Source organism: Aeromicrobium sp. JJY06 (assembly GCF_044069275.1).
Taxonomy (GTDB): domain Bacteria; phylum Actinomycetota; class Actinomycetes; order Propionibacteriales; family Nocardioidaceae; genus Aeromicrobium; species Aeromicrobium tamlense.
In genome coordinates this window covers 599,647-620,985 of the sequence record NZ_JBIMRD010000001.1, presented here as the reverse complement: position 1 = coordinate 620,985, position 21,339 = coordinate 599,647, and the positions used below count along the sequence as shown (strand labels likewise).

Here is a 21,339-nt window from a genome sequence, read left to right as displayed (position 1 = left end):
CGTGAGGGCCGGACGGATCAGGGAGCGCTTCGAGGGCCGGATCGCCGGCGTCGGCAGTACGAGCGGGGTCCGCGTGGTCGTGGGCCGCTGGGACGCCTCGCCGTGGGGCGCGTTTGCGGACGTGATGATCGAGGACGCCGCGGGGCATCGGGTCCTGCTCGCTCCGTCTGAACGGGTGCGGGACTTCGTCGCGGCGACCTACTCGTTCGACGAGGTCGTCATCGAGCCGGTGTCGGTGGTCGACACCGCCGACGGGTGGGAGGTTCGGACGCCGTCCCTGTCGCTGCGGCTCGTGATCGGAGGCCGCACGCCACTGGGCGCGCTGCTCAGCCTCGTGCCCACGCGCCTCGCGACCGCACCCGCCTGGTGCGGAGCGATCGACCCGATCGCGCGCGTCGTGATGAAAGGCGTGCGCACCCGCGGAACCGCCGGCAACGACCGCCGCGAGTGGTACGGCGCGACCTCGGTCGTCTCGGTCGACGCGATTGCCGGCACCTGGCGCGGTGAGGACCTCGGAGAGCTTCGACCTGTGGACCCGCCCTGCCGTTTCGGCTTCTCCAGCACCCCGGCCCGCCCCACGGTCACCGCAGTCGTGACCACGATCGAGCGTCTCGCTTAGCCCCATGGGAACTCGGGGGTCTCGGTGCGTCGTTTGCTCCAAGCGTGTCCCTGGGCCGCCTCCGAAATCACGAGGAGGCGTCCGACAGCTCGACTCCGCCATCGCGGCATTTCGCCCAGAAAGGGCGGAGTCCGCCACGCTGCCGAGTTTTTAGACCCATCTGCACACGGCGCCGTGCCGCAATGTAGGGAATCCACCGAACCGCTGAACTCACTAGCACTTCAGCCAATACTCTGAAAAGTGATGGCGATTCGCGCAAAGATGCACCACGAAACAGACACCCGGTCATCAAAGGGTCTAGGAGATACGTCAACTCGGGGAGAGTGGGAACCATGGTCGAGTTCGACCCTGCAGCATCCAAGAGCGACCATGAGGCGACGCTTGAGGCCTACCTCCTGGAACAGGATCCGCTGTTCGGAGCGATCCTGGCCCCCTTCCTAAGATTCGATCGGCTGGAGCAGATCTCGGACACAGACCGTCGGTCGATCCGAGCGCAAGTCAAGGCTGAGGTTCGAGAGGCTCTGGACGAGGGACGAACTCCGTGAGCCGCTATTTCCTCACTCGGGTCAAGATCGAGGGCTTTAGAGGGATCAACAACGAGGATCAGCCGCTGGAGCTCCGTTTCAAACCGGAGTCCGTCAACTCTGTATTCGCGGCCAACGCCTCTGGCAAGAGCTCTATTTTTGAAGCGCTGTGTTTCGCGATCAAGGGTCACGTTCCCAAGCTGCGACTCCTGCAAGCGGGAGAAGACCCAGATAGGTACGTCGCGAACCTCTTCCATTCAAGGAAGACAGCAGTCGTCGAGCTTGAGATTCAGGACGAAGGCGGGGTCCAATCCTTGATTCGCGTGACTCGGACCCCTGCCGGCGCCCGGGTGGTTGACAGCCCCTCAGGACTAGGTGACCCAGACCGTGTTCTGAGAAGCCTCAATGAGGACTTCACCTTGCTGGACTACGAAGAGTTCACCCGGTTCATCGACAGGACTCCGCTCGAGCGCGGACGCTCGTTCGCTTCACTACTTGGACTCTCGGCGTACTCGCAGCTCCGCCAGGTGCTAGGCACGCTGAGTCACACAGGGAATCTGAACTCGGACTTCGATTTACCCGTGCTTGAAACACAGGCCCGTGGTTTCGAACGCAGCGCTTCAGAGGCGTTCGCCCGGTTCCGTGTGGCATACGAAGACCTAACAGGGAAGAGTCCAAGCGATAAGTCTGACGTGGCGCATTGGGGTGCGCACATTCGTCAGTCATTGATCAATATCGAGCTTCTCCGTCCGATCATCGGTGAGCGGCGTCTCTCGGAACTTGACTTCAACTCCCTGAGAGAGGCAGTGAAGAGTGAGGAAGGCGGTGCCAAGCGCGACGAACTCGCGGGACTCGTCGAGCTGGGTCTCCGCCTTGGCACGCTCACATTCGAGCCTTTAGAGCGTGCAGCGAAGCAAGCGGAAGAACTGATCGAGGCGTTACGGCAGCGTTCCGACCTTTTGGTCGTAACTCCGGGCAACCTCTACAAGCGCGTGCATGAGGCTGCGCTGCACTTGTACCAGTCGGGTGAGTGGCACGAGCCCAATGTTTGTGTCGTTTGTCGATCGACGTTTAAGGAGCCGTTGCTTCCAACGATCCAAGCCGAGGCTGCCCGGTTCGAGCGTGTTAGAAGCCAAGAAGAACTGATCCGAGGACTGACGGCACGCCTGCCCTGGTTGCAGGACCTCCACCGGCTGGAGGGTCTCGGCGAACTCGCTGTTCCTGCCAGCGAGAGGACATGGGAGCCGTTGACGGACGCCGCCCATCGGGGTACCGCAAGCTCCGACATGGTTGCTGCGGCACTGAGTCAGTACGAGAAATTGCTAGAGCGGTTTAATGCTCGCATTGCAGAGATTGCGAAGCGCCGTGCTGATCTCGAACGGGAGCTGCCGCCGTCCCTTGTCGCGGTCACAACTCAAATCGAGCACGCCTCGCAGGCGCGCGATGCATTGACCGCCTACTGGCGAGCCACAAACGCCCAGACGACCACGCGGGCTCGTCTCGCGAAGTACGAAGCCTGGGCAACATACATTCGCCGCGTGTCGGAGGACCTAAACGAGGCCGAGGCCAATCTGACTGCGGCGCGATTGGACGCGATGGGAGATCAGTACAAGGATCTGTTCCACAAGATCATGGGCGTCGGGGACGTGATCCCAACGCTGTCCAGATCCGACCGAGGCGAGCAACTTGACGTTCGACTCGAGGACTTCCATGGGATGCCTGGCCTGTCTGCACGGGCGCTTCTTTCTGAGAGTTACCGAAATGCACTAGCGATATCCGTGTTCCTCAGCGCCGCCGCCCAGCAAAAGACAGCCTCACGGTTCGTGGTCCTCGACGACGTGACGTCCAGTTTCGATGCTGGACACCAGTGGCGACTTATGGACGAGATCCGTCTCCGACTCCAACACCGGCCCAATGCTGACGGCTTGCAGTTCATCCTCCTGAGCCATGACGGGTTGCTCGAGAAGTACTTCGACAAGCTCTCAGGGGGGAGCGATTGGCACCATCAGCGATTACAGGGTTGGCCTCCGCTGGGCGCCGTCTGGACCGTGGGGCAGGACGCCAACCGAGTGCGACAGACCGCCGCGGGGTTCCTTGCTGCGGGCCAGGTCAAGGAGGCTGAACCACTCATTCGGCAGTACTTGGAGTTCTCGCTGGAGAGAGTGATCCGGAAGGTCAACATCCCCGTCCCGTTTGACTTTGCCATCCGGGATCACATGCGCATGGTCGGGAACTCGCTCGACGCAATTATGGCGGCCGTCAAGCTCCAGCGGCTTGCGGGCGGTCTGGTCCTTAGCGCCAACCAAGTCGCGGACTTGGAGACCAGGCACGTGCCCGCTCTGGTCGCGAACTGGGTTAGTCACTATTCCACTGCAGTGTCGGCAAGCCTGAGCCCGCCTGTTCTGCAAGGCGTGCTTCAGGCGGCTGACGACCTTTCAGAGTGCTTCAAGTATGACGACCACAGCGGCACGACCGTCGTACGACGCTGGTACCGGTCACTGACATCCCGATAGGTGCTGCTGGCCCCGGAGTCTTCGGGCTACCCGTTCTGAAGTCGGGTCCGCAGTTGCGACTCCGCCGAAGTGTCATTTCACCGCGTCGACCGAGGATCCTGGTCGATTCCCAGTCCTTACGACAGGAGGCTCTGCCCCTGCCGGATCCTCAAGGGAGCGGCTCGAAGTGGAACTCCACGCCAAACATCGACCCGGCTTCGTTGTAGGTGTTTACGTTGGGATCCGTCGAATACACCAAGAGCACAGACGGCGGTTCGGCAGGCACGGCAGTCGCAGGCCACGAGTTGAAGGGCGTGGCCGCAGGGTTCCGTAGCAGGCTGAGTTCCCTGCGGACTCCAAGGACCGCACGGGCCATACTTTTCTTGAAGCCCGTGTTTTTGCACTCAACGCCGATGACTACGTCATCGTGGCTCGGGTACCCGTCGACCCCATCCTGCACAATCACTATGTCCAACTCGTGGCGATGAGCCTGTCCCGGCTTGCCCAACTTCCCGGACCTCGAAAAGCTTAAAGTCGCGAACTCGACGTCCGTCCATACTCTGTAGTCCGGTCCCCCGGGTCGGGACAAGGTGAAGTGCGGATACCCAGTGTTGATTGGGCCGGGCGAGGACTTGAGATGCACCTTTGTGCCACCCGTAAGTGCAACTTTGAAGCCCTCGATTTGCTCAAGTCGATCCAGCACCAGCGTGAGAATCCACGCCTCATACACCTTTCCGGCTTTCCAGTCATTGCCAACCAAGTCCTCCGCTGCCGAAGCCAAATCGTACGCGGCGAAGATCCCGTTTACCTTATTGATGACCTCGTCAAGTGTGAGACTCACGGAGCGTCATCCTCGCGCAACTGTCTGATCAAGTCATCGATCTCGCGCACGGCTCGGTCGAGTTGCGGACTTCCTACGAGGTCGACCTCGTTGACACCGAACGCGTCTCGGTCCTCGTCATTGATGTCCACGACGATCCCTTCGATGGGACTTCCTGAGTCTGTTGGAATTCTGCGCAGGCGCCGCATGGACTCTCGAACTACGGTCTCTCCGCCCAGTGACATCTCGTCACGCAGCCCTCTTAGGTATCCCAAGACTGCGTCCTGGGTGCCTTCAGCGTCGGCTACACGCGAGTTCATCAACAGGCCGTCGAGGTCCGAACGGCCGCTGGCCAGAGTTCGCCGTCTGAGTGCTTGGAGCAGTGCTCCGTAGTCTTGTTCGTTCACGAACCGAGTGTGCCGTGACCGGAGATCGACGTCGACCATGATTGTTTGGTAGACGCTCGTCTGCATTCCCCAGGCATGCACCGCCCAGGGCGTCACTGCGCCGCGGATGCGCAAAGGAACTTGGTGAAGCCAGCACGTCGGTGGAGGTTTGGATGGGACGATCGCGATGTGACCAATGCAGAGATCGTCCGAGTCGATGAGCGCGACGGCTCCTGGGAGGATCACGCAGCCTTTCAAACCGAGCCCTTCGCCGCGAACAGGAAGCCCTGATTAGGTCGACGACCAAGCGATGCACTTAGTCGTCCATAAGAAGTGGACGGAATGGCACAACGATTGGCGCCCGATGCCAACGAACTCTCGAACCATGCGCTGTTGGCCGCGGTAGGTTCTAGCCATGGATGGGGAAACGCGTGGCTAGAGAACCGAAGCGCGTCACGATGGAACCGCTCAGTCCATTCAAAAGAGGCATTGCGTCAGCCATTTCACTTGGCGGCCTTGCGGGCGGAACTTTCGGCGTGTTCGAGAGCGGAAACCAGGCCGGCACGGTGGCGCTGCTGACCATCGGAGCGTTCTCAGGCGCCTTCGCGATGGTCGGAAAGATCCCTCTTCGCTGGGTGGTCGCAGGCACCGAGGTAGACATGTCGTACGAAGAATCCCGGGACACAGCAGATGCTTTGGCGCAGTTCTTGACGGCGGAGCAACTCGCCATCGTCACCAAACAGATCCTCGAACTGGCCGGTCAACAGCCACCGTCGGCGAACCAATTGCAGTTGGCCGCGAGCCTTTCGCGAGCGTCATCTGCGGAGGTCGAAGGACATAGCCGTATGAGGCGCTTCGCCACTCTTACGGAGGGTTGGACTTATGAGCCAGCGACGGAGGGTATCGGCGCGGACGGGATGATGAAGACCCCAGACGGCGAATTGATCGCCGTAGATTTTAAGTCTTGGGGAGAAGGCGCGAGCCGGCAACGATGGCATCAGCGTGTTCAGCTGCTGAATAATCGGCTGCCCGATGTGCTTGAACGTACCGGCGCGAAGGGCTTGCTCGTCCTGGTGGACGCCACCATCGCTACTCCGGAGATCGGTGAGTTTCCTAGTGCTCTTCGTCGCCCGATGCGCATCGCGACCTTCGCCGATAGCTATCAATTCTTGCTGGAGAAGTTCGAGGAGCTTCGTGTGTGGAAGTCGTCTGATTCGGCCTAGGACGATCCCTCTCCGTGGAGAAATGCCGAGGCGTCCTCAAATCTTGACGACTCTGGAGGTACGTCTTTCCGCCGCGAAGGCAGCGTTCTTTCCAACGCTTTCGACAACCTCCTACTGGCACTACGCTGACGCCGTGATTCGGGACCTTATGCGCGACAAATCCAAGACGCTTCCGGCAGATCCTGACGCTGCCCTTGTCCAAGCTCTGCGCGTCTGGCACTGCAAATACGCGTCACTCACATCAATCGGGCAGCACTACCGAAATCTCGAAACCCTGGTCGTCGCCTCTTACCCGGACCGCGATCTGGAGCCGATCGGCTCACTCTCCAGGTTGAAGTACCTCAGCGTCCTCCACATGCCCGGTGTCACTGACCTGGCGCCCTTGGGGCGACTGACCAACCTCCGCACCTTGCGCTTATCCACGCTGCCGAGTTGGGACTCGTCCGGGAAGGTCACGGAGGTCATCTCACTTCGACCCCTGGCACTGCCGCCGAACCTCAAACACTTGGAGTTGTTCGGTATCCGGCCCGCGAGCAAGTCCCTGCACGAGCTCGAGGAAGCGCCAGCGCTTGTCAGCGTTCGATTGTCGAAGTACCCGAAGGCAGAGGTAACGAGGTACTACGATTGCTCAGGCGTAAGCGACGGTTCTGCCCCATCTCCAGGTATCGCTGACTGGAGTTAGACGCCGTCCGGCGCGTTCCAGGCACGGTGCTTCAAGGCGCGTAGCGCGCGTCCTTTCGCCGTCTATGGCGACGAGACCTGCACGCGGGAGGGCGTCGCATCGACAGCCGAATCAAAGTTCCCAGTCGTACTCGGACGCCACGAATGCCTCTAAGTCTTCAGCGGTTGGCATAAACGTGGCAATCGGCCACGGCGGTGCTTCTTGCTTAGCGCTCCACGTGAGGTGAACAACGGCGACCCGGTCCCCGCATCCAACGACTATGTCGTCGTTCGGCAGAGGTCGGGCTAGGACTCGCCACGTCCCGTTATAGAGAACGTGTCCCGGGGCGATCTCTCGATTCGGTTCAGTCGCTAACGCATCTGCTTGGTCGGCCTTGAGTGCACGAAGCGGTGCACGGAAGTCGTACTCATCAGTCCAAGGCACCCCGAGATGCTACGTGAACAGTGAACACCCATCTCTTCCCACCGTCATGGGAGGTGAGTCATTCCGCCGCGAATGAACCAATCGGTTAGACCCCGACGGCGTGCTGACAACGTGCAGCCAGCATTTCTAGAGGTCGCTTCGTTGTGGGGAGATCGATGCCTTCGTCAACTCTCTCGGGGCCCTTCATGCGTCCCAAACATCCACCCACACGCGGTCGGCCGAAGGGGAGTCCTCCTTTGCCGACAGAACGCGGAGCGTCGATGACTCCGTGAGGCCTGTCATGACGACCTCATGGTCCGCGTCACCGATCCAGAGCTGGCGTGTAGGGGTGGATATCGAGCCTTCGAATATGACGCTGCGATCTGGGTCGATCGCGGGCGCGCTTGGCCAGTGGCGAACAATCACCGATGCTTCGGCCCAAGCGAAGTCTCCGTTGAGTGTCTCGACGTCCTGTGCGTGCCTGATCAGGACCACGACACCCTTGTCGTTCGCCGAGACCCGAGACTCGGGCACGACCTCTGGAATCTCTCCCCCCAGGCTTGGGTCGGAGAGGATCGCGATGCCCCAATGCCAAGGTCGGGTCACAGCAACGGTGGTCAGAGCTTGCATGTCGCCACATTAAGAGAAGTGCTAGATGGGGTCGTCCAACACGCAGCGGTCATGGGTCGGAGCTTGCAAGTCCGCCGCGTGCCGGGTCAGACGAAAGTGCGGGGGAGGTCTCTCGCTGATGCCGGGAGCTGTTGTCGTTGTTCCCCGTGTGCTGCACCGACGATCCCATCAGCCGCGTGGGGGTGGAAGCTGTCGGCGCCGCAGCGAACCGTGTGGCGGTCCAGGGCGTGAGCCGCACCAGGCCGGCGCAAGCCCTTGGTTCCGGTTGCCGGATGACGAGGTCGAGCTAAGGGTCATCCGGTCAAGCGGGTAGCGAAGTCTGGGTGGTCATCGCTATGGCCGAGACGCCCCGCGCGGCTTTCGGTTACCAGCCGCCGGTCTTGATCGTTGCTAGACGAGACGTGATCTCGATACAGCGTCTCGCTTCGCTCGCCACCACTCGATCACCGGGTTGACCGTTGTTCAGTAGGTCCCGGGGAACTACCGACGTATCCAGATGACTTCTCGCTCCTAGGCTCACCAGGTGTCGACGAAGCGGTGCGAGCCCTCGCCCTGCCAGTCGCCGAGGGTGGCGACGATCCAGCGGCGGGTGTCGGCGGGGTCGATGACCTCGTCGAGCTCGAGCTTCATGGCGCCGTTGATGGCCTTGCCGGCCTCGTAGTGCTGCGCGACGAGCTCCTCGTAGCGCGCGGCGCGGGCCTGCTCGTCCTCGATCGCGGCGAGCTCCTTGGAGAAGCCGAGTCGCACGGCGCCCTCGAGGCCCATGCCGCCGATCTCGCCCGTCGGCCACGAGATGGTGGCCGTGGTCTCGGCGAAGCCGCCCGCCGCCATCGCCTGCGCGCCGAGCCCGTAGGCCTTGCGCAGCACGATCGTCGTCATCGGCACGCTCAGGTGCGCGGCGATGACGAACAGGCGGCTGAAGTGGCGGACCGTGGCGGTCTGCTCGCTCTCGGGGCCGACCATGAAGCCCGGGGTGTCGCACAGCGAGACCACCGGCAGGCCGTGCGAGTCGCACAGCTGGAGGAAGCGCGCCATCTTGTCGGCCGCGTCGGCGTCGATCGCGCCGCCCAGGTGGGCCGGGTTGTTCGCGACGAGACCGTACGGACGGCCCTCGATCCGGACGAGCGCGGTGATCGCGCCGGTGCCGAACTCGCGACGCAGCTCCAGCACGCTGTCGGTGTCGACGAGCGACTCGATGACCGTGCGGATGTCGTAGACCTGCTTGCGGTTCTCGCCGATGACGTGGCGCAGGCGGCGCTGGTCGGCGGCGGTCCACTCGGGCTGCGCGCCCTGGAAGTAGGAGAGGTAGCGCTGGGCCACGCTGATCGCCTCGGCGTCGTCGGCCACGACGATGTCCACCACGCCGTTCGGCCCCTGCACCGACATTGGGCCGATCTGCTCGGGCGTGAAGACGCCCAGGCCGCCGCCCTCGATCATCGCGGGGCCGGCCATGCCGAGGTTCGCGTCCTCGGTGCCGATGATGACGTCGCAGCAGCCGAGCAGCGCGGCGTTGCCCGCGAAGCAGCGGCCCGTCACGATGCCGACCGTCGGCACGACGCCGCTGAGCGAGCCCATCGTGGCGAACGTGCGCACGTTGAGGCCGGCGGCCAGCAGGTCGGCGGTGTCGGTGTCGCCGGGGCGACCGCCGCCGCCCTCGGCGAACAGCACCACCGGCAGCTTCCGGTCGCGCGCCAGCTCGAGCAGGCGGTCGGTCTTCTTGTGGTTGAAGTAGCCCTGCGTGCCGGCGAGCACCGTGTAGTCGTAGGCCAGCACGGCGCAGCGGCTGGACGCCTCGGACGTCGCGCCGTTGATCGTGCCGAGGCCCGTGATGATGCCGTCGGCGGGCGTGTTCGCCATGAGGTCCTCGAGGCTGCGGCGCTGCCGCTGGGCCGCGACCGTCAACGCGCCGTACTCGGTGAACGTGCCCTCGTCCACGAGCAGGTCCACCCACTCGCGGGCGGTGAGGTGCCCTCGGGCGTGCCGCTTCGCGACGGCCTCGGTGCGGGCGTCGTCGCGGGTGCGGGCGATCCGATCGTGCAGCTCGGCCAGGTCGGGACGGATGTGGTCGAGGTCGACGTCCTCGTCCTCGGCATGGTCGTGCTCGATCGAGTCGTCGGGCGCGACGACGGCCACCGTCTGGCCGGCCGCGACCTGGTCGCCCTCGGCGACGAGGACCTCGGTGACCGTGCCGGCGAAGCCCGCCGTGACCGGGTGCTCCATCTTCATCGACTCGAGCGTCGCCAGCGGGGTGCGCGGGCCGACGGTGTCGCCGACCTTCACCGACACCGCCAGGACGGTGCCGCTCATGACCGACGCCACGGTGCCGGACGCGTCGGTCGAGCGCTCGGACTCGGCGCGCTCGGCGAGCAGGCCGTCGAGCCACGCGGTGGTGACGTCGCCGCGGCGGACGACGTCGGAGATCAGCAGCTCCCGGAGCAGCGGCACGTTCGTGCGCACGCCCTCGACCCGCAGCGCGGCCACGGCCTCGGCGGCGTCGGCGCACGCGGCCGCGTGGTCGCCCTCGGTGACCGTGATGACCTTCGCGAGCAGGGAGTCGAACGTGCCGTCGACGACGGCGCCGGGCGCGATGCCCGTGTCGACGCGGACGCCCTCGGGCGCGGTGAACTCGGTGACGGTGCCGGTGGTCGCGACGACCGTGCCGCCGACGACCTCCTCGGCGTTGACGCGCGACTGGATCGCGACCAGGCCGGGGCGCGGGCGGACGTCGCCGGACAGGCCGACCTCGTCCAGGGACTGTCCGGAGGCGACGAGCAGCTGCGACCTCACGAGGTCGACGCCGGTGACCTCTTCGGTCACGGTGTGCTCGACCTGCAGGCGCGGGTTGACCTCGATGAAGACGGCGTCGAGCGGGCCGCCGCGGTGCAGCAGCTCGGCGTTGACGAGGAACTCCACGGTGGCCAGGCCGCGGTAGCCGAGGGGAGCGGTGAGGTCCTTGGCCCACGCGACCAGGCGCTCGCGGTGGGCGTCGGTGAGCGAGGGGCTCGGCGCGGTCTCGATGACCTTCTGGTGACGGCGCTGCACCGAGCACTCGCGCTCGCCGAGCGTGACGACGGCCGAGCCGTCGCCGAGGACCTGGACCTCGATGTGCTTGGCGCTGGGCAGCAGCCGCTCGGCGTAGACGGCCGAGCTGCCGAAGGCGCGCTCGGCCTCGGAGCGGCAGCGGTCGTAGGCCTCGGCGAGGTCGGCCGGGTCGGTGACGGGACGCATGCCGCGCCCGCCGCCGCCGGAGACGGCCTTGATCATGATGCCGCCGGGGTGGCGCTCGAGGAGCGCGGCGACGTCGGCGAGGCTCGCGTCGCGCTCGGTCGCGTCGAGGACGGGGACGCCCTGGGCGAGGGCGTGCTCGCGGGCGCGGCCCTTGTCGCCGAAGAGCTTCAGCGTCGACGGCTCGGGGCCGACGAACGTCAGGCCGGAGGCCTCGCAGGCCCGGGCCAGCTCGGCGCTCTCGCTGAGGAAGCCGTAGCCGGGGTGCACGAGGTCCGAGCCGGTGAGCACGGCGGCGGCGACGATCGCCTCGACGTCGAGATAGCCCGCGACGCCGGCCCGGGGGAGCGGGTGGCTGTCGGGACCGGCGGTGCCGGCCTCCTCGGCGGTGTGGACGTGCTGCGCCGTCCAGCCGAGCGCGAGCACCGCGCGTTCGATCCGCGCGGCGATCTCGCCGCGGTTGGCGATCAGGACCTTCATCGTGTCTCCCGACGTTGACAGGGGTGTCAATGCCTATCCTCGCGACTGTTGACACCTGTGTCAATGGTCACGCTAGGGTAAGGGCCATGACACAGGGCTGGGCGGTCCGCGAGGACCACGACCGCGCCGACGCCAGGCGCCACGGCGAGCTGCTCGTCGCCGCGCGCGAGGCGTTCGAGGAGCTCGGCTACGGCGCCACCACTATCGCCGAGATCACGCGCCGCGCGGGCGTCAGCCGAGCCACCTTCTACGTCTACTTCGCCTCGAAGGAGCAGGTCTTCGCGGTGCTCGCCGAGCAGGTCCGCGACCGCTTCCTGCGCGCGCAGGACCTCTCCGACCTCGACCGCGACGACGTCGACGGCGTCCTGCGCCGCACGATCGAGACCACGCTCGAGGCCACCGTGGAGAACCTCGCGCTGATGACGGTGCTCAACCACCAGGCCGTGGCCGATCCCGAGCTGCGGGCGCTGTGGAGCCAGATCCAGCGCGAGGCCGTGCACCGCACCGCCGTCTACGTCGGCCAGCACGCGAAGTCGGGTCGGGTGAACCCGGTCGCCGACCCCGAGGCGCTCGGCCTCATGGGCGCCGGCATGAACGACCGCTATGCGCCCCTCGTCGTCGCCGGCGAGACCACCGTGGCCGCGGCGGTCGAGGAGATGCACCGCATCTGGATGGCCTGCCTCGGCCGCTGAGTCCACAGGCGGCCACGACCCTCTGGCGTGGCGATCGGCAAGCCGCCACCATGTGCGGATGCCCACCACCATGCACGCGCTCGGAGTGGTCCTTCTTGCGCTCCTCCCCGGCGCGCTCCACTCATGGGCCTTCGAGCGGATCGTGGGCCGGTGGGGCTCGGGGGCCAGCGATCGCCTGTTCCGGTTCGTCGGCTGCTCTGCAGTCCTTCACGCCCTCTTCGCCCCGGCTACCTGGTGGCTGTGGTCGACTCACCTTCCGCTGGCTCGGGACGACCCGCCGTCCTGGTGGGCCTGGCCGGCCGTCCTGATCTACGTCGCCATCCCGCTGATGGCGGGAACTGCCGTCGGTTGGGGGACGCGGTCGCGCCAGCGTTGGGCGCTCGCGATCACCGGGCCGGACCCTGCCCCTCGAGCCTGGGACCATCTCTTCCAGGGCCCGCGGAACGGATGGGTCAGACTGAGGCTGAAGTCCGGCACGTGGGTGGGCGGTGCGTATGCCAGCAGTGGGGAGCTCAAGTCGTACGTCTCCGGATATCCCGAGCCGGAGGACCTCTTCCTTGCTGCAGCCGCTGAGCTCGACCCGGTCACCGGTGAGTTCGAGTTGGGCGCCTCGGCTCGACCCATCCTCGGTCGCGGACTGCTCGTGCGCTTCCAGGAGGTCGAGTACCTTGAGTTCATCGATGCCTGAGGGGGCGTGACCGTGATGAAGAAGAGCTCCGATTCCGCAGCACGGCGCGTCAGCAGGAGCCGACCGAAGCGTGGAGGCTACGAGTCCTCCAAGGATGTCTCGGACCTGAGGCCTCCGCCACCAGGTCCGGCGCTCGGTGGTGCGGTTCGGCCCTCGCCGCCCCGGTCCGCCTGAGCTGCGCGCCTTCCCGAGTCAGGACGGGCGCGAGGTGCCGAGCCGGTGGCTCGACGGCAGCGACCACGGCAGGGCCGCGTGCTCGGCCAGGAGGGCGTCGATGCGCTCGGCGATTTCGGGGGCGAACTCCGTCGCGCGCCGCGTCGTGAGGTCGACGTAGGCCTCGACGAACTCCAGGGTGCTGGCGATCTCGCCCGTGGTGCGGTTGGCCACGACCGTGACCGCGTGGACCGTCTTGGGGGCGCGCCCCAGGATCCGCAGGTACGCCGACACCTCGTGACCCACGAGGATCTCGTGGTGGAACTGCACGTGGTGGGCAATGCTGAACGAGCTTTCCCCGGTGCGGTCGAGGAAGGCCTGGTCGAGGCCCACCTGGCGTTCCCAGGACTCCTCGGCCGCGTCCATGTGCAGGTCGTAGTGCCCGCGCACGTTCACGTGGCCGTTGAGGTCGCGGTACCGCTCGGGCACCTCGCGCACGAACAGCGGGCCGAGCGCGTCGACCTCGGCGAGTGAGGGGAGTGCGCTCACGACGAGACCTTGGCGTTGAGCGCGGCCGCGTCGTCGGCGAGCTCGTTCTTGCGCACCTTGCCCGTCGCGGTCAGCGGCAGCGAGCCGAGCACCTTGACGAGCGGCACCTTGTAGGTGGCCATGTTGCCGCGGGCCCACGTCACGAGCTCCTCGGACGTGACGTCGCTGTCAGCGCGCGGGACGACGAAGGCGACCGGACGCTGGCCGGTGTCGGGATCGTCGGTGGGCACGACCGCGACCGAGTCGACCGCGGGGTGCTGTGCCAGCAGCATCTCGACGTCGGCGGGGAAGACGCTCATGCCGTTGACCTTGATCATTTCCTTGCGACGACCGAGGTAGTGCAGGAAGCCCTGCTCGTCGATGCGGCCGTTGTCGCCGGTGTGGATCCAGCCGTCGACCAGCTGGTCGCGGGTGGCCTCCTCGTTGCGCCAGTAGCCGTCGGTGACCGAGGGGCTGCGGACGATGATCTCGCCGACCTCGCCCAGTGGGACGGGGGTCTGCGTGCCCAGCTCGACGACCGCGATGTCGGTGCCGGGCACGGGGATGCCGCAGAACACCGGCTCGGAGAGCAGGTCGAAGTCGTTCTCGGCGAAGCCGTAGGGCACGCAGTCGATCGTGTGCGTCTCGGTCATGCCGTACGAGGACTCGCGCAGGGTGGAGCCGGGAACGAGCTCGGCCCAGCGGCGGCGGACCTCGGGGGTCATCTTGCGGATGAACGAGACGGCCTGGGGGTCCTCCAGCGAGCTGAGGTCGCGGGTCGTCAGGTCCTGCGTCTCCATCAGCTCGAGGTAGTTCTCGACCGTGCCGGTCATCAGGGTGACCCGCTCGCGCTCGATCGTGTCGACCACCTCGGCCGCGTTCCAGCGGGCCATGAGGATGCTGGTGCCGCCGAGGACGAACGGGATGAGGATGCCCAGGTCCTCGCCGGCGATCCAGAAGATCGGCAGGTAGCAGAGCGAGACGTAGCTGCCGTCGGCCGGCATCGCGGTGGCGGTGGCGGCGCTGGCCACGGTGTAGAGCATGTGGCGCTGGCTGTGCTGGCAGCCCTTCGGCATGCCGGTGGTGCCGCCGGTGTAGTTCAGGGCCGCGAGCGAGTCGAGGTCGCCGTCGTCGCCGGCGTACGGCTCGGCCGCGATCGCGGACTCCCAGCCGAACTCGCCCGTGCCGTCGGTCAGCAGGACGGGGATCGCGGGCACGCGGTCGGCGCAGGCCTCGAGCGTGGGGGAGAGTGCCTGGTTCGTGACGACGAGGACGGGCTCGCTGTCGAGCAGCTCGTAGGCGAGCTCGGCCGGCTGGAACATCGGGTTCACCGGCACGTGCACGGCGCCCAGGCGCAGCACGGCGAGGAAGGCGATGACGAACTCGGTGGAGTTGCCGAGGTAGATCGCGACGCGGTCGCCGCGGCCGACGCCGTGCGCGGACATCCACGTGGCGACGCGGCGGTGCGCGTCGTCGAGCTCGGCGTACGTGAAGCGGGTGTCACCCAGGGCGAGCGCGACCTGCTCGGGACGCTCGGCGGCCCAGTGCGAGACGTGGGCCGGGATCGTGATCTCGCGGGCGGGGTAGTGCACCTCGGCCGGGATCCCGGCGGGACGGAGGTCGGCCTGGAGCCGGCGGACGGTCTCCACGTACTGGTCGAGGGTCTGCGGGGTCGTCATGGGACGGCTGCCTCCGGGGGATCGAGGGAGACCGCGCGGTGGTGACGGCGGTCTCATTGACGTCGGTGTCAACCGAGTGAAGCGGACTTTGACGTTCGTGTCAACAGGTCGCTCGCGGGCGTGGGCGGCAGGGTCAGCGGGGCACGTCGGTCGCGCCGACGAGGGTCATCGCCAGGTCCGCGTACTGGAACCCGATCTCGGCCGGCGTGCGGCGCGAACCGTGCCGGTACCAGCGCGAGACGTCGATCGCGGCCGAGAAGATCATGATCCGGGCCCACTCGGGATCCGCCACGGTGAACGCACCCTGCGCCACGCCGGTGTTGATGATCTCCAGCAGGTGCTCGTCGACGTTGCGGCGCAGGGTCCAGATGTCGGCGAACTCCGGACCGCGGTGCAGGCGGATCTCGTACTCGATCGAGCGCGAGAGCAGGTTCATCTCGGCGTTCCACATCGCGAACGACGCGATGCCGAGCTTGAGCTGGGTGAGCGGGTCGCTGGCGCGGCGCGCGGGCTCGCTGAAGGAGCCGGTCGAGGCCCGGTGGCCCTCGAGCGCGATGTGGTGGAAGAGCTCCTGCTTGGACTCGAAGTGGATGTAGACCGCGGCCGGGCTCATGCCGGCGCGGTTGGCGATCTCGCGGGTCGACGCGCCGTGGTAGCCGAGGTCGGCGAAGGCCAGCGTGGCACCGCGCAGGATGCGGCGCGAGGCGCCCGTGGCGCGCTCGTCCCAGAACTCCTCGATGCGCCGCTCGGCGCGCTCGCGGTCGATCAGGTAGGCCGGGGACACGGCCTGCTCCCGGCCCTGGCTGGTCGTCTCGGTCACCGTCGCGCTCCATCCTTCGGGAGGCGTGATCCGTCAGGCCTCTTTCCGAATCCCAGCATAAGCGTATGCTTAGTTTCCATCCAAGCCCTGAGGACTGTCGAAAGGTACTTTCATGACCGATGTGCGAGCCGAGCTGACGGCTTCGGTGTTCAAGGTGGAGGTCGCCGTCGGCGATGAGGTCGAGGAGGGTCAGCCCCTGGTGATCCTCGAGTCGATGAAGATGGAGATCCCGGTGATCTCCACGCGCGCCGGTCGCATCGAAGAACTGCTGTTCTCCGAGGGAGATATCGTCGAGGAGGGCGCCGTCGTGGCGCGCCTGGCCGACTGATCCTGCCGCCTTCCCCTCCTGCCCGAGCCGGTTCGTCCGGCTCGGGCAGTGTCGTTCCGCGATGTGAAACTGAATTCAAGTTACCCATTGCCTTTGTGACGCCGATCACCTACGTTGGCATTCTGCACGACCTAAGCGAGTGCTTAGGTCGCGCGTGAACGAAGGCGGCACGAGCCGCCACCGACGACGTGAGGGGCACCAGTGAGCCACGTGTGGTCCGACGAGATCGACGAGATCTCGCGCCGGAAGCAGCTGGCCGAATTGCTCGGCGGCGAGGACAAGATCCGTCGCCAGCACGAGGCCGGGCGCAGCACCGTGCGCGAGCGGATCACCGATCTGCTCGACGCCGACTCCTTCGAGGAGATCGGCGGCATGGCCGGCTTCGCGACGTACGCCGAGGACGGCTCGACCGTTGCGGTGATGCCCGCGAACTTCCTCTTCGGCCTGGGTGAGATCGACGGCCGGCGCGTCGCGCTCGGCGCCGACGACTTCACGATCCGCGGCGGCGCCGCCGACGCGTCGATCATGGCGAAGCAGGTCGACTCCGAGCGCCTCGCGGGCGCGCTGCGCGTGCCGCTGGTCCGCCTCGTCGAGGGCACGGGCGGCGGTGGCAGCGTCCGGATGATCGAGGACGCCGGCTACACCTACGTGCCCGCGAACCCGGGCTGGGACGCGCTGGTCGACAACCTCTCGCTGGTCCCCATCGTGGCCGCGTGCATGGGCCCCGTCGCGGGCCTGGGCGCCGGCCGTGTGGCGATGAGCCACTTCAGCGTCCTCATCGAGGGCATCTCGCAGATGTTCGTGGCCGGCCCGCCGGTCGTGAAGCACGCCACCGGCGAGAACCTCACCAAGGAGGAGCTCGGCGGCGCCGACGTGCACCGCCGCAGCGGCGCGATCGACCGGATCGTCCCCGACGAGAAGGCCGCGCTGCAGGCCGTCCGCGACTTCCTGTCCTACCTGCCGTCGAGCGTGCACGGACTGCCGCCGGTCGTCGAGGCCGTCGCCCCCGCGACAGGCGCCGAGGGCCTGGCCGACGTCGTGCCGCGCAACCGTCGCCAGCCCTACCGCCTGCGCACGATCCTCGACGCGATCTTCGACGGCGGCTCGAACTTCGAGTACGCCGGCTACGGCGCCTCGGTCTACACGGGCCTGGCCCGGCTCGACGGACACCCGGTCGGTGTCGTCGCCACCGACCCGTACAAGGGCGCCACCATGACGCCCAACGGCGCCGACGCGCTGACCCGCCTGATCGACCTGTGCGAGACGTTCCACCTGCCGATCGTCAGCCTCACCGACCAGGCCGGCATGATGATCGGCCTGCAGGCCGAGAAGTCGGCCTCGATCCGTCGCGGCGCCCGCGCCGTGGTCGCGGCCTACCAGGCCCGCGTGCCGATGGCCGAGATCATCGTGCGCCGGGTGTTCGGCGTCGGCGGCGCCGGCCAGATCAACCGTCACCGCTTCAACCGCCAGTGGGCCTGGCCCTCGGGTGACTGGGGCTCGCTGCCCGTCGAGGGCGGCGTCGAGGCCGCCTACCGCGCCGATCTCGAGGCCTCGGACGACCCCGAGGCGCTCATGGCCGACATCCACCAGCGACTCGAGGCCGCCCGCTCGCCGTTCCGCACGGCCGAGCGCTACGGCGTCGCCGACCTCATCGACCCGCGCCGCTCGCGCGAGGTGCTCACCCGCTGGGTGCGCGACGCCTACCGAGTGATCCCCGAGCAGGTCGGTCCGCCGTCCTTCGGAACGAGGCCCTGACATGGCTCCGTACCAGTCCGCCGCCGAGCTCGAGTCGCGCCTGGAGTTCGACTTCGCCACGGCCGTGGACGCCCTCGACCACCACGCGGAGCACGACGCCGACCGCCTCGCCGTCCTGTACGGCGAGACCGGCGAGCGCTTCACCTACGCCGAGTTCGCCGAGATCACCGACCACGCCGCCGGCAACCTCGCCGCGCTCGGCGTGCAGCCGGGGGAGCGCGTCAGCATCCTGACGACCCAGCCCCTGGTGTCGGCCGTGCTGATGTACGCGCTGTGGAAGGCCGGTGCCGTCTACGCCCCGGTGAACTTCCAGTACACCGGCGACCTGCTGGCGTACCAGCTCAACGACACCGCGCCCGCCGTGCTGTTCGTCGACCGCGCGATGCACGAGCGCGTCACGTCCCTCGGCGACCGACTGGGCTGCGCGCCGAAGGTCGTCGTCATCGACGGCCTGCGCGACGGCGAGCTGGGCGAGCTGGTCAAGCCGGCACCACGACCGGCCGTCCACGTCGAGTTCGACGACCCGGCCAACGTCATCTACACGTCGGGCACCACGGGTCCCTCGAAGGGCGTCGTCCAGTCGCACCGCTGGGTCAACCAGTACTGCTGGGTCGGCCGCCGGACCCTGACGCGCGACGACGTCGTCTACAACGACCTGCCGATGTACCACGTCGGCGGCGCGCACTTCAACGTCGTGCGGGCGCTGTGGACCGGTGCCTCGGTGAGCCTGTGGGACCGCTTCAGCCCCAACGACTTCTGGCGCCGCGTCAAGGAGACCGGGTGCACCACCGCGGTGCTGCTCGACGTCATGACGCCGTGGCTGCTCAACGCCGAGCCGCGCGACGACGACCGTCGCAACCCGCTCAACAAGGTGCACATGCAGCCGCTGCCGGCCAACCATCACGACTTCGCGCTGCGATTCGGCATCGACTTCGTGACGTCCGGGTTCGGGCAGTCCGAGTCGGGCAACCCGCTCGTGACCCTGACCGAGCAGACCGGCCCGGGGGAGGGCACCCCGGACGACCTCTACCGGGGGCTGACGCACGCCGAGCTGCGGCAGGTGTTCGAGGACGACGGCCTGCTCGTCCTGCAGGGCACCGACCCGATGCCGAAGGGGATCATGGGCAAGCCCACCCCCTTCCTCGAGGTCGCGATCCTCGACGAGCGCGACCGCATCTGCGCCGACGGCGTGGTCGGCCAGCTGGCGATGCGTCCGCGGCTGCCCTCGCTCATCCACGAGGAGTACCTCGCCAAGCCCGAGGCGACCGTCAAGGCCTGGCGGAACCTGTGGTTCCACACCGGCGACGCGGCCGTGCGCGACCAGGACGGCGTCTTCACGTACATCGACCGCATGGGCGACCGCATCCGCGTCCGCGGCGAGAACATCTCGGGATTCCACATCGAGGAGATGCTCGTGAAGCACCCCTCGCTCGCCCTGGCCGCGGTCATCGCCGTGCCCAGCGGCGAGGGCGAGGAGGACGACGTCGTCGCCTTCGTGGAGGTGGCCGAAGGCCACACGTTCGATCGCGCCGCGATCGAGCAGCACTGTCTCGACACGATGCCGAAGTTCATGCGGCCGCGTGACGTGATCCCGGTGGAGCAGATCCCCCGGACCCCCACCAACAAGATCGAGAAGTACAAGCTGCGCAAGCAGTGGACGGAAGGACAGGCATCATGAAGATTCGATCCCTCGGAGGAGCCGTCGTCGCGACGCTGCTCCTCTCCTTCGTCGCCGCCTGCGGTGGCGGAGGCGACGACTCCGGCGACTCCGACCGCGCGCTGCGCGTGGCCGCGGTGTCCGACGCGTCGTCGCTCGACCCGATCCGTGGCAACGCGGGCACGGACCACGTGCTGATCTACCCCCTGTACGACACGCTCATCTCGTACGACAAGGGCCTCGAGGCCCAGCCCGGCCTGGCCGAGTCGTGGGAGCAGAAGTCCCCGACCGAGCTCACGCTGAAGCTGCGCGAGGGCGTCACGTTCCACGACGGCGAGCCGTTCAACGCCGAGGCCGTCGTCTACAACTTCGAGCGCGCGAAGGGCGAGGGCTCCAACATCCAGGCCGACCTCGCCTCGGTCGACTCGGTCACCGCGGACGACGAGTACACGGTCACCTACAAGCTCAACGGCCCCGACGCCTCGCTGCTGCTCGTGCTGGCCGACCGCGCCGGCATGATGGTCTCGCCCAAGGCGGCCGAGGCCGCCGGTGGCGACCTCAGCACCAAGCCCGTCGGTGCCGGCGGCTGGGAGTTCGTCGAGTGGAAGCGCGGCTCCGTCATCAAGGTGAAGCGCTACGAGGACTACTGGGACAAGGACGCCGAGCGCGTCACGGCGATCAACTTCAACATCATGCCGGACCCCAAGACCCGTGTGACCTCGCTGCGCTCGGGCCAGCAGGACGTCGTCATGGACGTCTCGCCCTCGGACGCCGACGGCCTCGAGAAGGCCAACAACGTCGAGGTCAGCGACACCCCGCGCGTCAACGTCAACCAGGTGTACCTGAACCGCGACTCCGAGGAGCTCGGCGACCCGAACGTCCGCAAGGCCCTCTCGCTGGCCATCGACCGTGAGGCCCTCCTCAAGAGCGCCTACTTCGGTCGTGGCTCGGTCGCCGACGGCGCCCTGCCGAGCGACTACTGGGCGGCTCCGCCGGAGTCGGTGAAGTCCGAGTACGACCCGGACGAGGCCAAGAAGCTGCTCGCCGCGGCCGGCAAGACCGACCTGTCGTTCCCGATGATCGTCAACGCCGACTCCGCCACGGTGCGCGTCGCCGAGATCCTCAAGCAGCAGTGGTCCGAGGTCGGCGTCAACGTCGACATCCAGCCGCTCGAGGTCGTCCAGGGCACGAGCGACTACTTCAACGACCGGAAGACGCCCGCCTACCTGTCGCAGTGGACGGGTCGCCCCGACCCGGCCATGACGTACCGCCTGCTGTTCTCGGCCGACGGCTACTTCAACACGTCGGACCAGTGGACCCCGGGTCTCGAGGCCGCGCTGAAGAAGGCTGACGAGTCCACCGAGCCCGCCGAGCGCAAGCCCGGCCTCGACGAGGCCGCCGAGGCGGTCTTCGCCGACACGTCGTTCTTCCCGCTCGTGTTCGGCAACTCCATCGTCGGTCTGAGCGACGACGTCAAGGGCTTCGAGGGCAACCTGCTCGGCAAGCCGAAGTTCATCGGGGTCACCCTCGGCTGAGCCGAGGACATCAAGGAGGTG

Annotated in this window: 17 protein-coding genes; 10 read left to right on the top strand and 7 right to left on the bottom strand. The window is 66.9% G+C overall.

Annotation, left to right across the window (positions count from 1 at the left end; translation table 11 throughout):
• Position 1 precedes the first annotated feature (1 nt).
• From ACGWYL_RS03125 to ACGWYL_RS03115, 3 genes are all read left to right on the top strand, one after another.
• A complete protein-coding gene (locus ACGWYL_RS03125) occupies positions 2-619 on the top strand; it encodes a hypothetical protein (protein ID WP_395486414.1) in 618 nt (205 codons plus the stop codon).
• A gap of 332 nt (positions 620-951) precedes the next feature.
• Positions 952-1,164 (top strand): hypothetical protein, encoded by a 213-nt coding sequence (locus tag ACGWYL_RS03120; RefSeq protein ID WP_395486413.1) that lies wholly within the window; start codon positions 952-954, stop codon positions 1,162-1,164.
• Positions 1,161-3,656 (top strand): AAA family ATPase, encoded by a 2,496-nt coding sequence (locus tag ACGWYL_RS03115; RefSeq protein WP_395486412.1) that lies wholly within the window; start codon positions 1,161-1,163, stop codon positions 3,654-3,656. The genes ACGWYL_RS03120 and ACGWYL_RS03115 overlap by 4 nt, the downstream gene beginning before the upstream one ends.
• A gap of 148 nt (positions 3,657-3,804) precedes the next feature.
• Here the strand turns inward: ACGWYL_RS03115 and ACGWYL_RS03110 are convergent, their stop codons facing one another.
• Positions 3,805-4,476: a hypothetical protein gene (locus ACGWYL_RS03110; protein ID WP_395486411.1), complete on the bottom strand. Its 672-nt coding sequence runs from the start codon at positions 4,474-4,476 to the stop codon at positions 3,805-3,807.
• On the bottom strand, positions 4,473-4,862 hold the full coding sequence (locus ACGWYL_RS03105) for a hypothetical protein (RefSeq protein WP_395486410.1): 390 nt from the start codon (positions 4,860-4,862) through the stop codon (positions 4,473-4,475). Before ACGWYL_RS03105 ends, ACGWYL_RS03110 begins: the two co-directional genes overlap by 4 nt.
• A gap of 437 nt (positions 4,863-5,299) precedes the next feature.
• On the opposite strand from ACGWYL_RS03105, the gene ACGWYL_RS03100 reads away from it, so the two are divergent.
• Positions 5,300-6,064 carry a hypothetical protein gene (locus ACGWYL_RS03100; RefSeq protein ID WP_395486408.1) on the top strand — a complete coding sequence of 255 codons (765 nt, stop codon included), beginning with the start codon at positions 5,300-5,302 and terminating at the stop codon, positions 6,062-6,064.
• Between the two features lie 1,288 nt (positions 6,065-7,352).
• On the opposite strand, the gene ACGWYL_RS03095 is transcribed toward ACGWYL_RS03100, so the two are convergent.
• Both ACGWYL_RS03095 and ACGWYL_RS03090 read right to left on the bottom strand, forming a co-directional pair.
• Positions 7,353-7,778: a hypothetical protein gene (locus ACGWYL_RS03095; RefSeq protein ID WP_395486407.1), complete on the bottom strand. Its 426-nt coding sequence runs from the start codon at positions 7,776-7,778 to the stop codon at positions 7,353-7,355.
• Between the two features lie 516 nt (positions 7,779-8,294).
• The gene (locus ACGWYL_RS03090; protein ID WP_395486406.1) at positions 8,295-11,483 is read right to left on the bottom strand and encodes a carboxyl transferase domain-containing protein; all 3,189 of its coding nucleotides are present in this window, start codon (positions 11,481-11,483) and stop codon (positions 8,295-8,297) included.
• An 86-nt stretch (positions 11,484-11,569) separates the two neighbouring features.
• Between ACGWYL_RS03090 and ACGWYL_RS03085 the strand changes: the two genes are divergently transcribed.
• Together ACGWYL_RS03085 and ACGWYL_RS03080 are read left to right on the top strand one after the other, a co-directional pair.
• On the top strand, positions 11,570-12,175 hold the full coding sequence (locus ACGWYL_RS03085; RefSeq protein ID WP_395486404.1) for a TetR/AcrR family transcriptional regulator: 606 nt from the start codon (positions 11,570-11,572) through the stop codon (positions 12,173-12,175).
• A 58-nt stretch (positions 12,176-12,233) separates the two neighbouring features.
• Positions 12,234-12,863: a DUF6338 family protein gene (locus tag ACGWYL_RS03080; RefSeq protein ID WP_395486403.1), complete on the top strand. Its 630-nt coding sequence runs from the start codon at positions 12,234-12,236 to the stop codon at positions 12,861-12,863.
• A 192-nt stretch (positions 12,864-13,055) separates the two neighbouring features.
• On the opposite strand, the gene ACGWYL_RS03075 is transcribed toward ACGWYL_RS03080, so the two are convergent.
• From ACGWYL_RS03075 to ACGWYL_RS03065, 3 genes are all read right to left on the bottom strand, one after another.
• Positions 13,056-13,565 carry an acyl-CoA thioesterase gene (locus tag ACGWYL_RS03075; protein WP_395486402.1) on the bottom strand — a complete coding sequence of 170 codons (510 nt, stop codon included), beginning with the start codon at positions 13,563-13,565 and terminating at the stop codon, positions 13,056-13,058.
• Positions 13,562-15,223, bottom strand: coding sequence for an AMP-binding protein (locus ACGWYL_RS03070; protein WP_395486401.1), 1,662 nt, complete (start codon positions 15,221-15,223; stop codon positions 13,562-13,564). The genes ACGWYL_RS03075 and ACGWYL_RS03070 overlap by 4 nt, the downstream gene beginning before the upstream one ends.
• 133 nt (positions 15,224-15,356) lie before the next feature.
• Positions 15,357-16,043 (bottom strand): TetR/AcrR family transcriptional regulator, encoded by a 687-nt coding sequence (locus ACGWYL_RS03065; protein ID WP_269303647.1) that lies wholly within the window; start codon positions 16,041-16,043, stop codon positions 15,357-15,359.
• Between the two features lie 112 nt (positions 16,044-16,155).
• On the opposite strand from ACGWYL_RS03065, the gene ACGWYL_RS03060 reads away from it, so the two are divergent.
• The 4 genes from ACGWYL_RS03060 to ACGWYL_RS03045 all read left to right on the top strand — a co-directional run bounded on the left by ACGWYL_RS03060 (position 16,156) and on the right by ACGWYL_RS03045 (position 21,318).
• Positions 16,156-16,371: a biotin/lipoyl-binding carrier protein gene (locus ACGWYL_RS03060; RefSeq protein ID WP_395486400.1), complete on the top strand. Its 216-nt coding sequence runs from the start codon at positions 16,156-16,158 to the stop codon at positions 16,369-16,371.
• A gap of 201 nt (positions 16,372-16,572) precedes the next feature.
• Positions 16,573-18,126, top strand: a complete 1,554-nt coding sequence (locus ACGWYL_RS03055; protein WP_269303644.1) for an acyl-CoA carboxylase subunit beta — start codon at positions 16,573-16,575, stop codon at positions 18,124-18,126.
• A 1-nt stretch (position 18,127) separates the two neighbouring features.
• Positions 18,128-19,804, top strand: a complete 1,677-nt coding sequence (locus ACGWYL_RS03050; RefSeq protein WP_179422880.1) for a class I adenylate-forming enzyme family protein — start codon at positions 18,128-18,130, stop codon at positions 19,802-19,804.
• Positions 19,801-21,318 carry an ABC transporter substrate-binding protein gene (locus ACGWYL_RS03045; RefSeq protein WP_395486399.1) on the top strand — a complete coding sequence of 506 codons (1,518 nt, stop codon included), beginning with the start codon at positions 19,801-19,803 and terminating at the stop codon, positions 21,316-21,318. Before ACGWYL_RS03050 ends, ACGWYL_RS03045 begins: the two co-directional genes overlap by 4 nt.
• Positions 21,319-21,339: the final 21 nt, after the last annotated feature.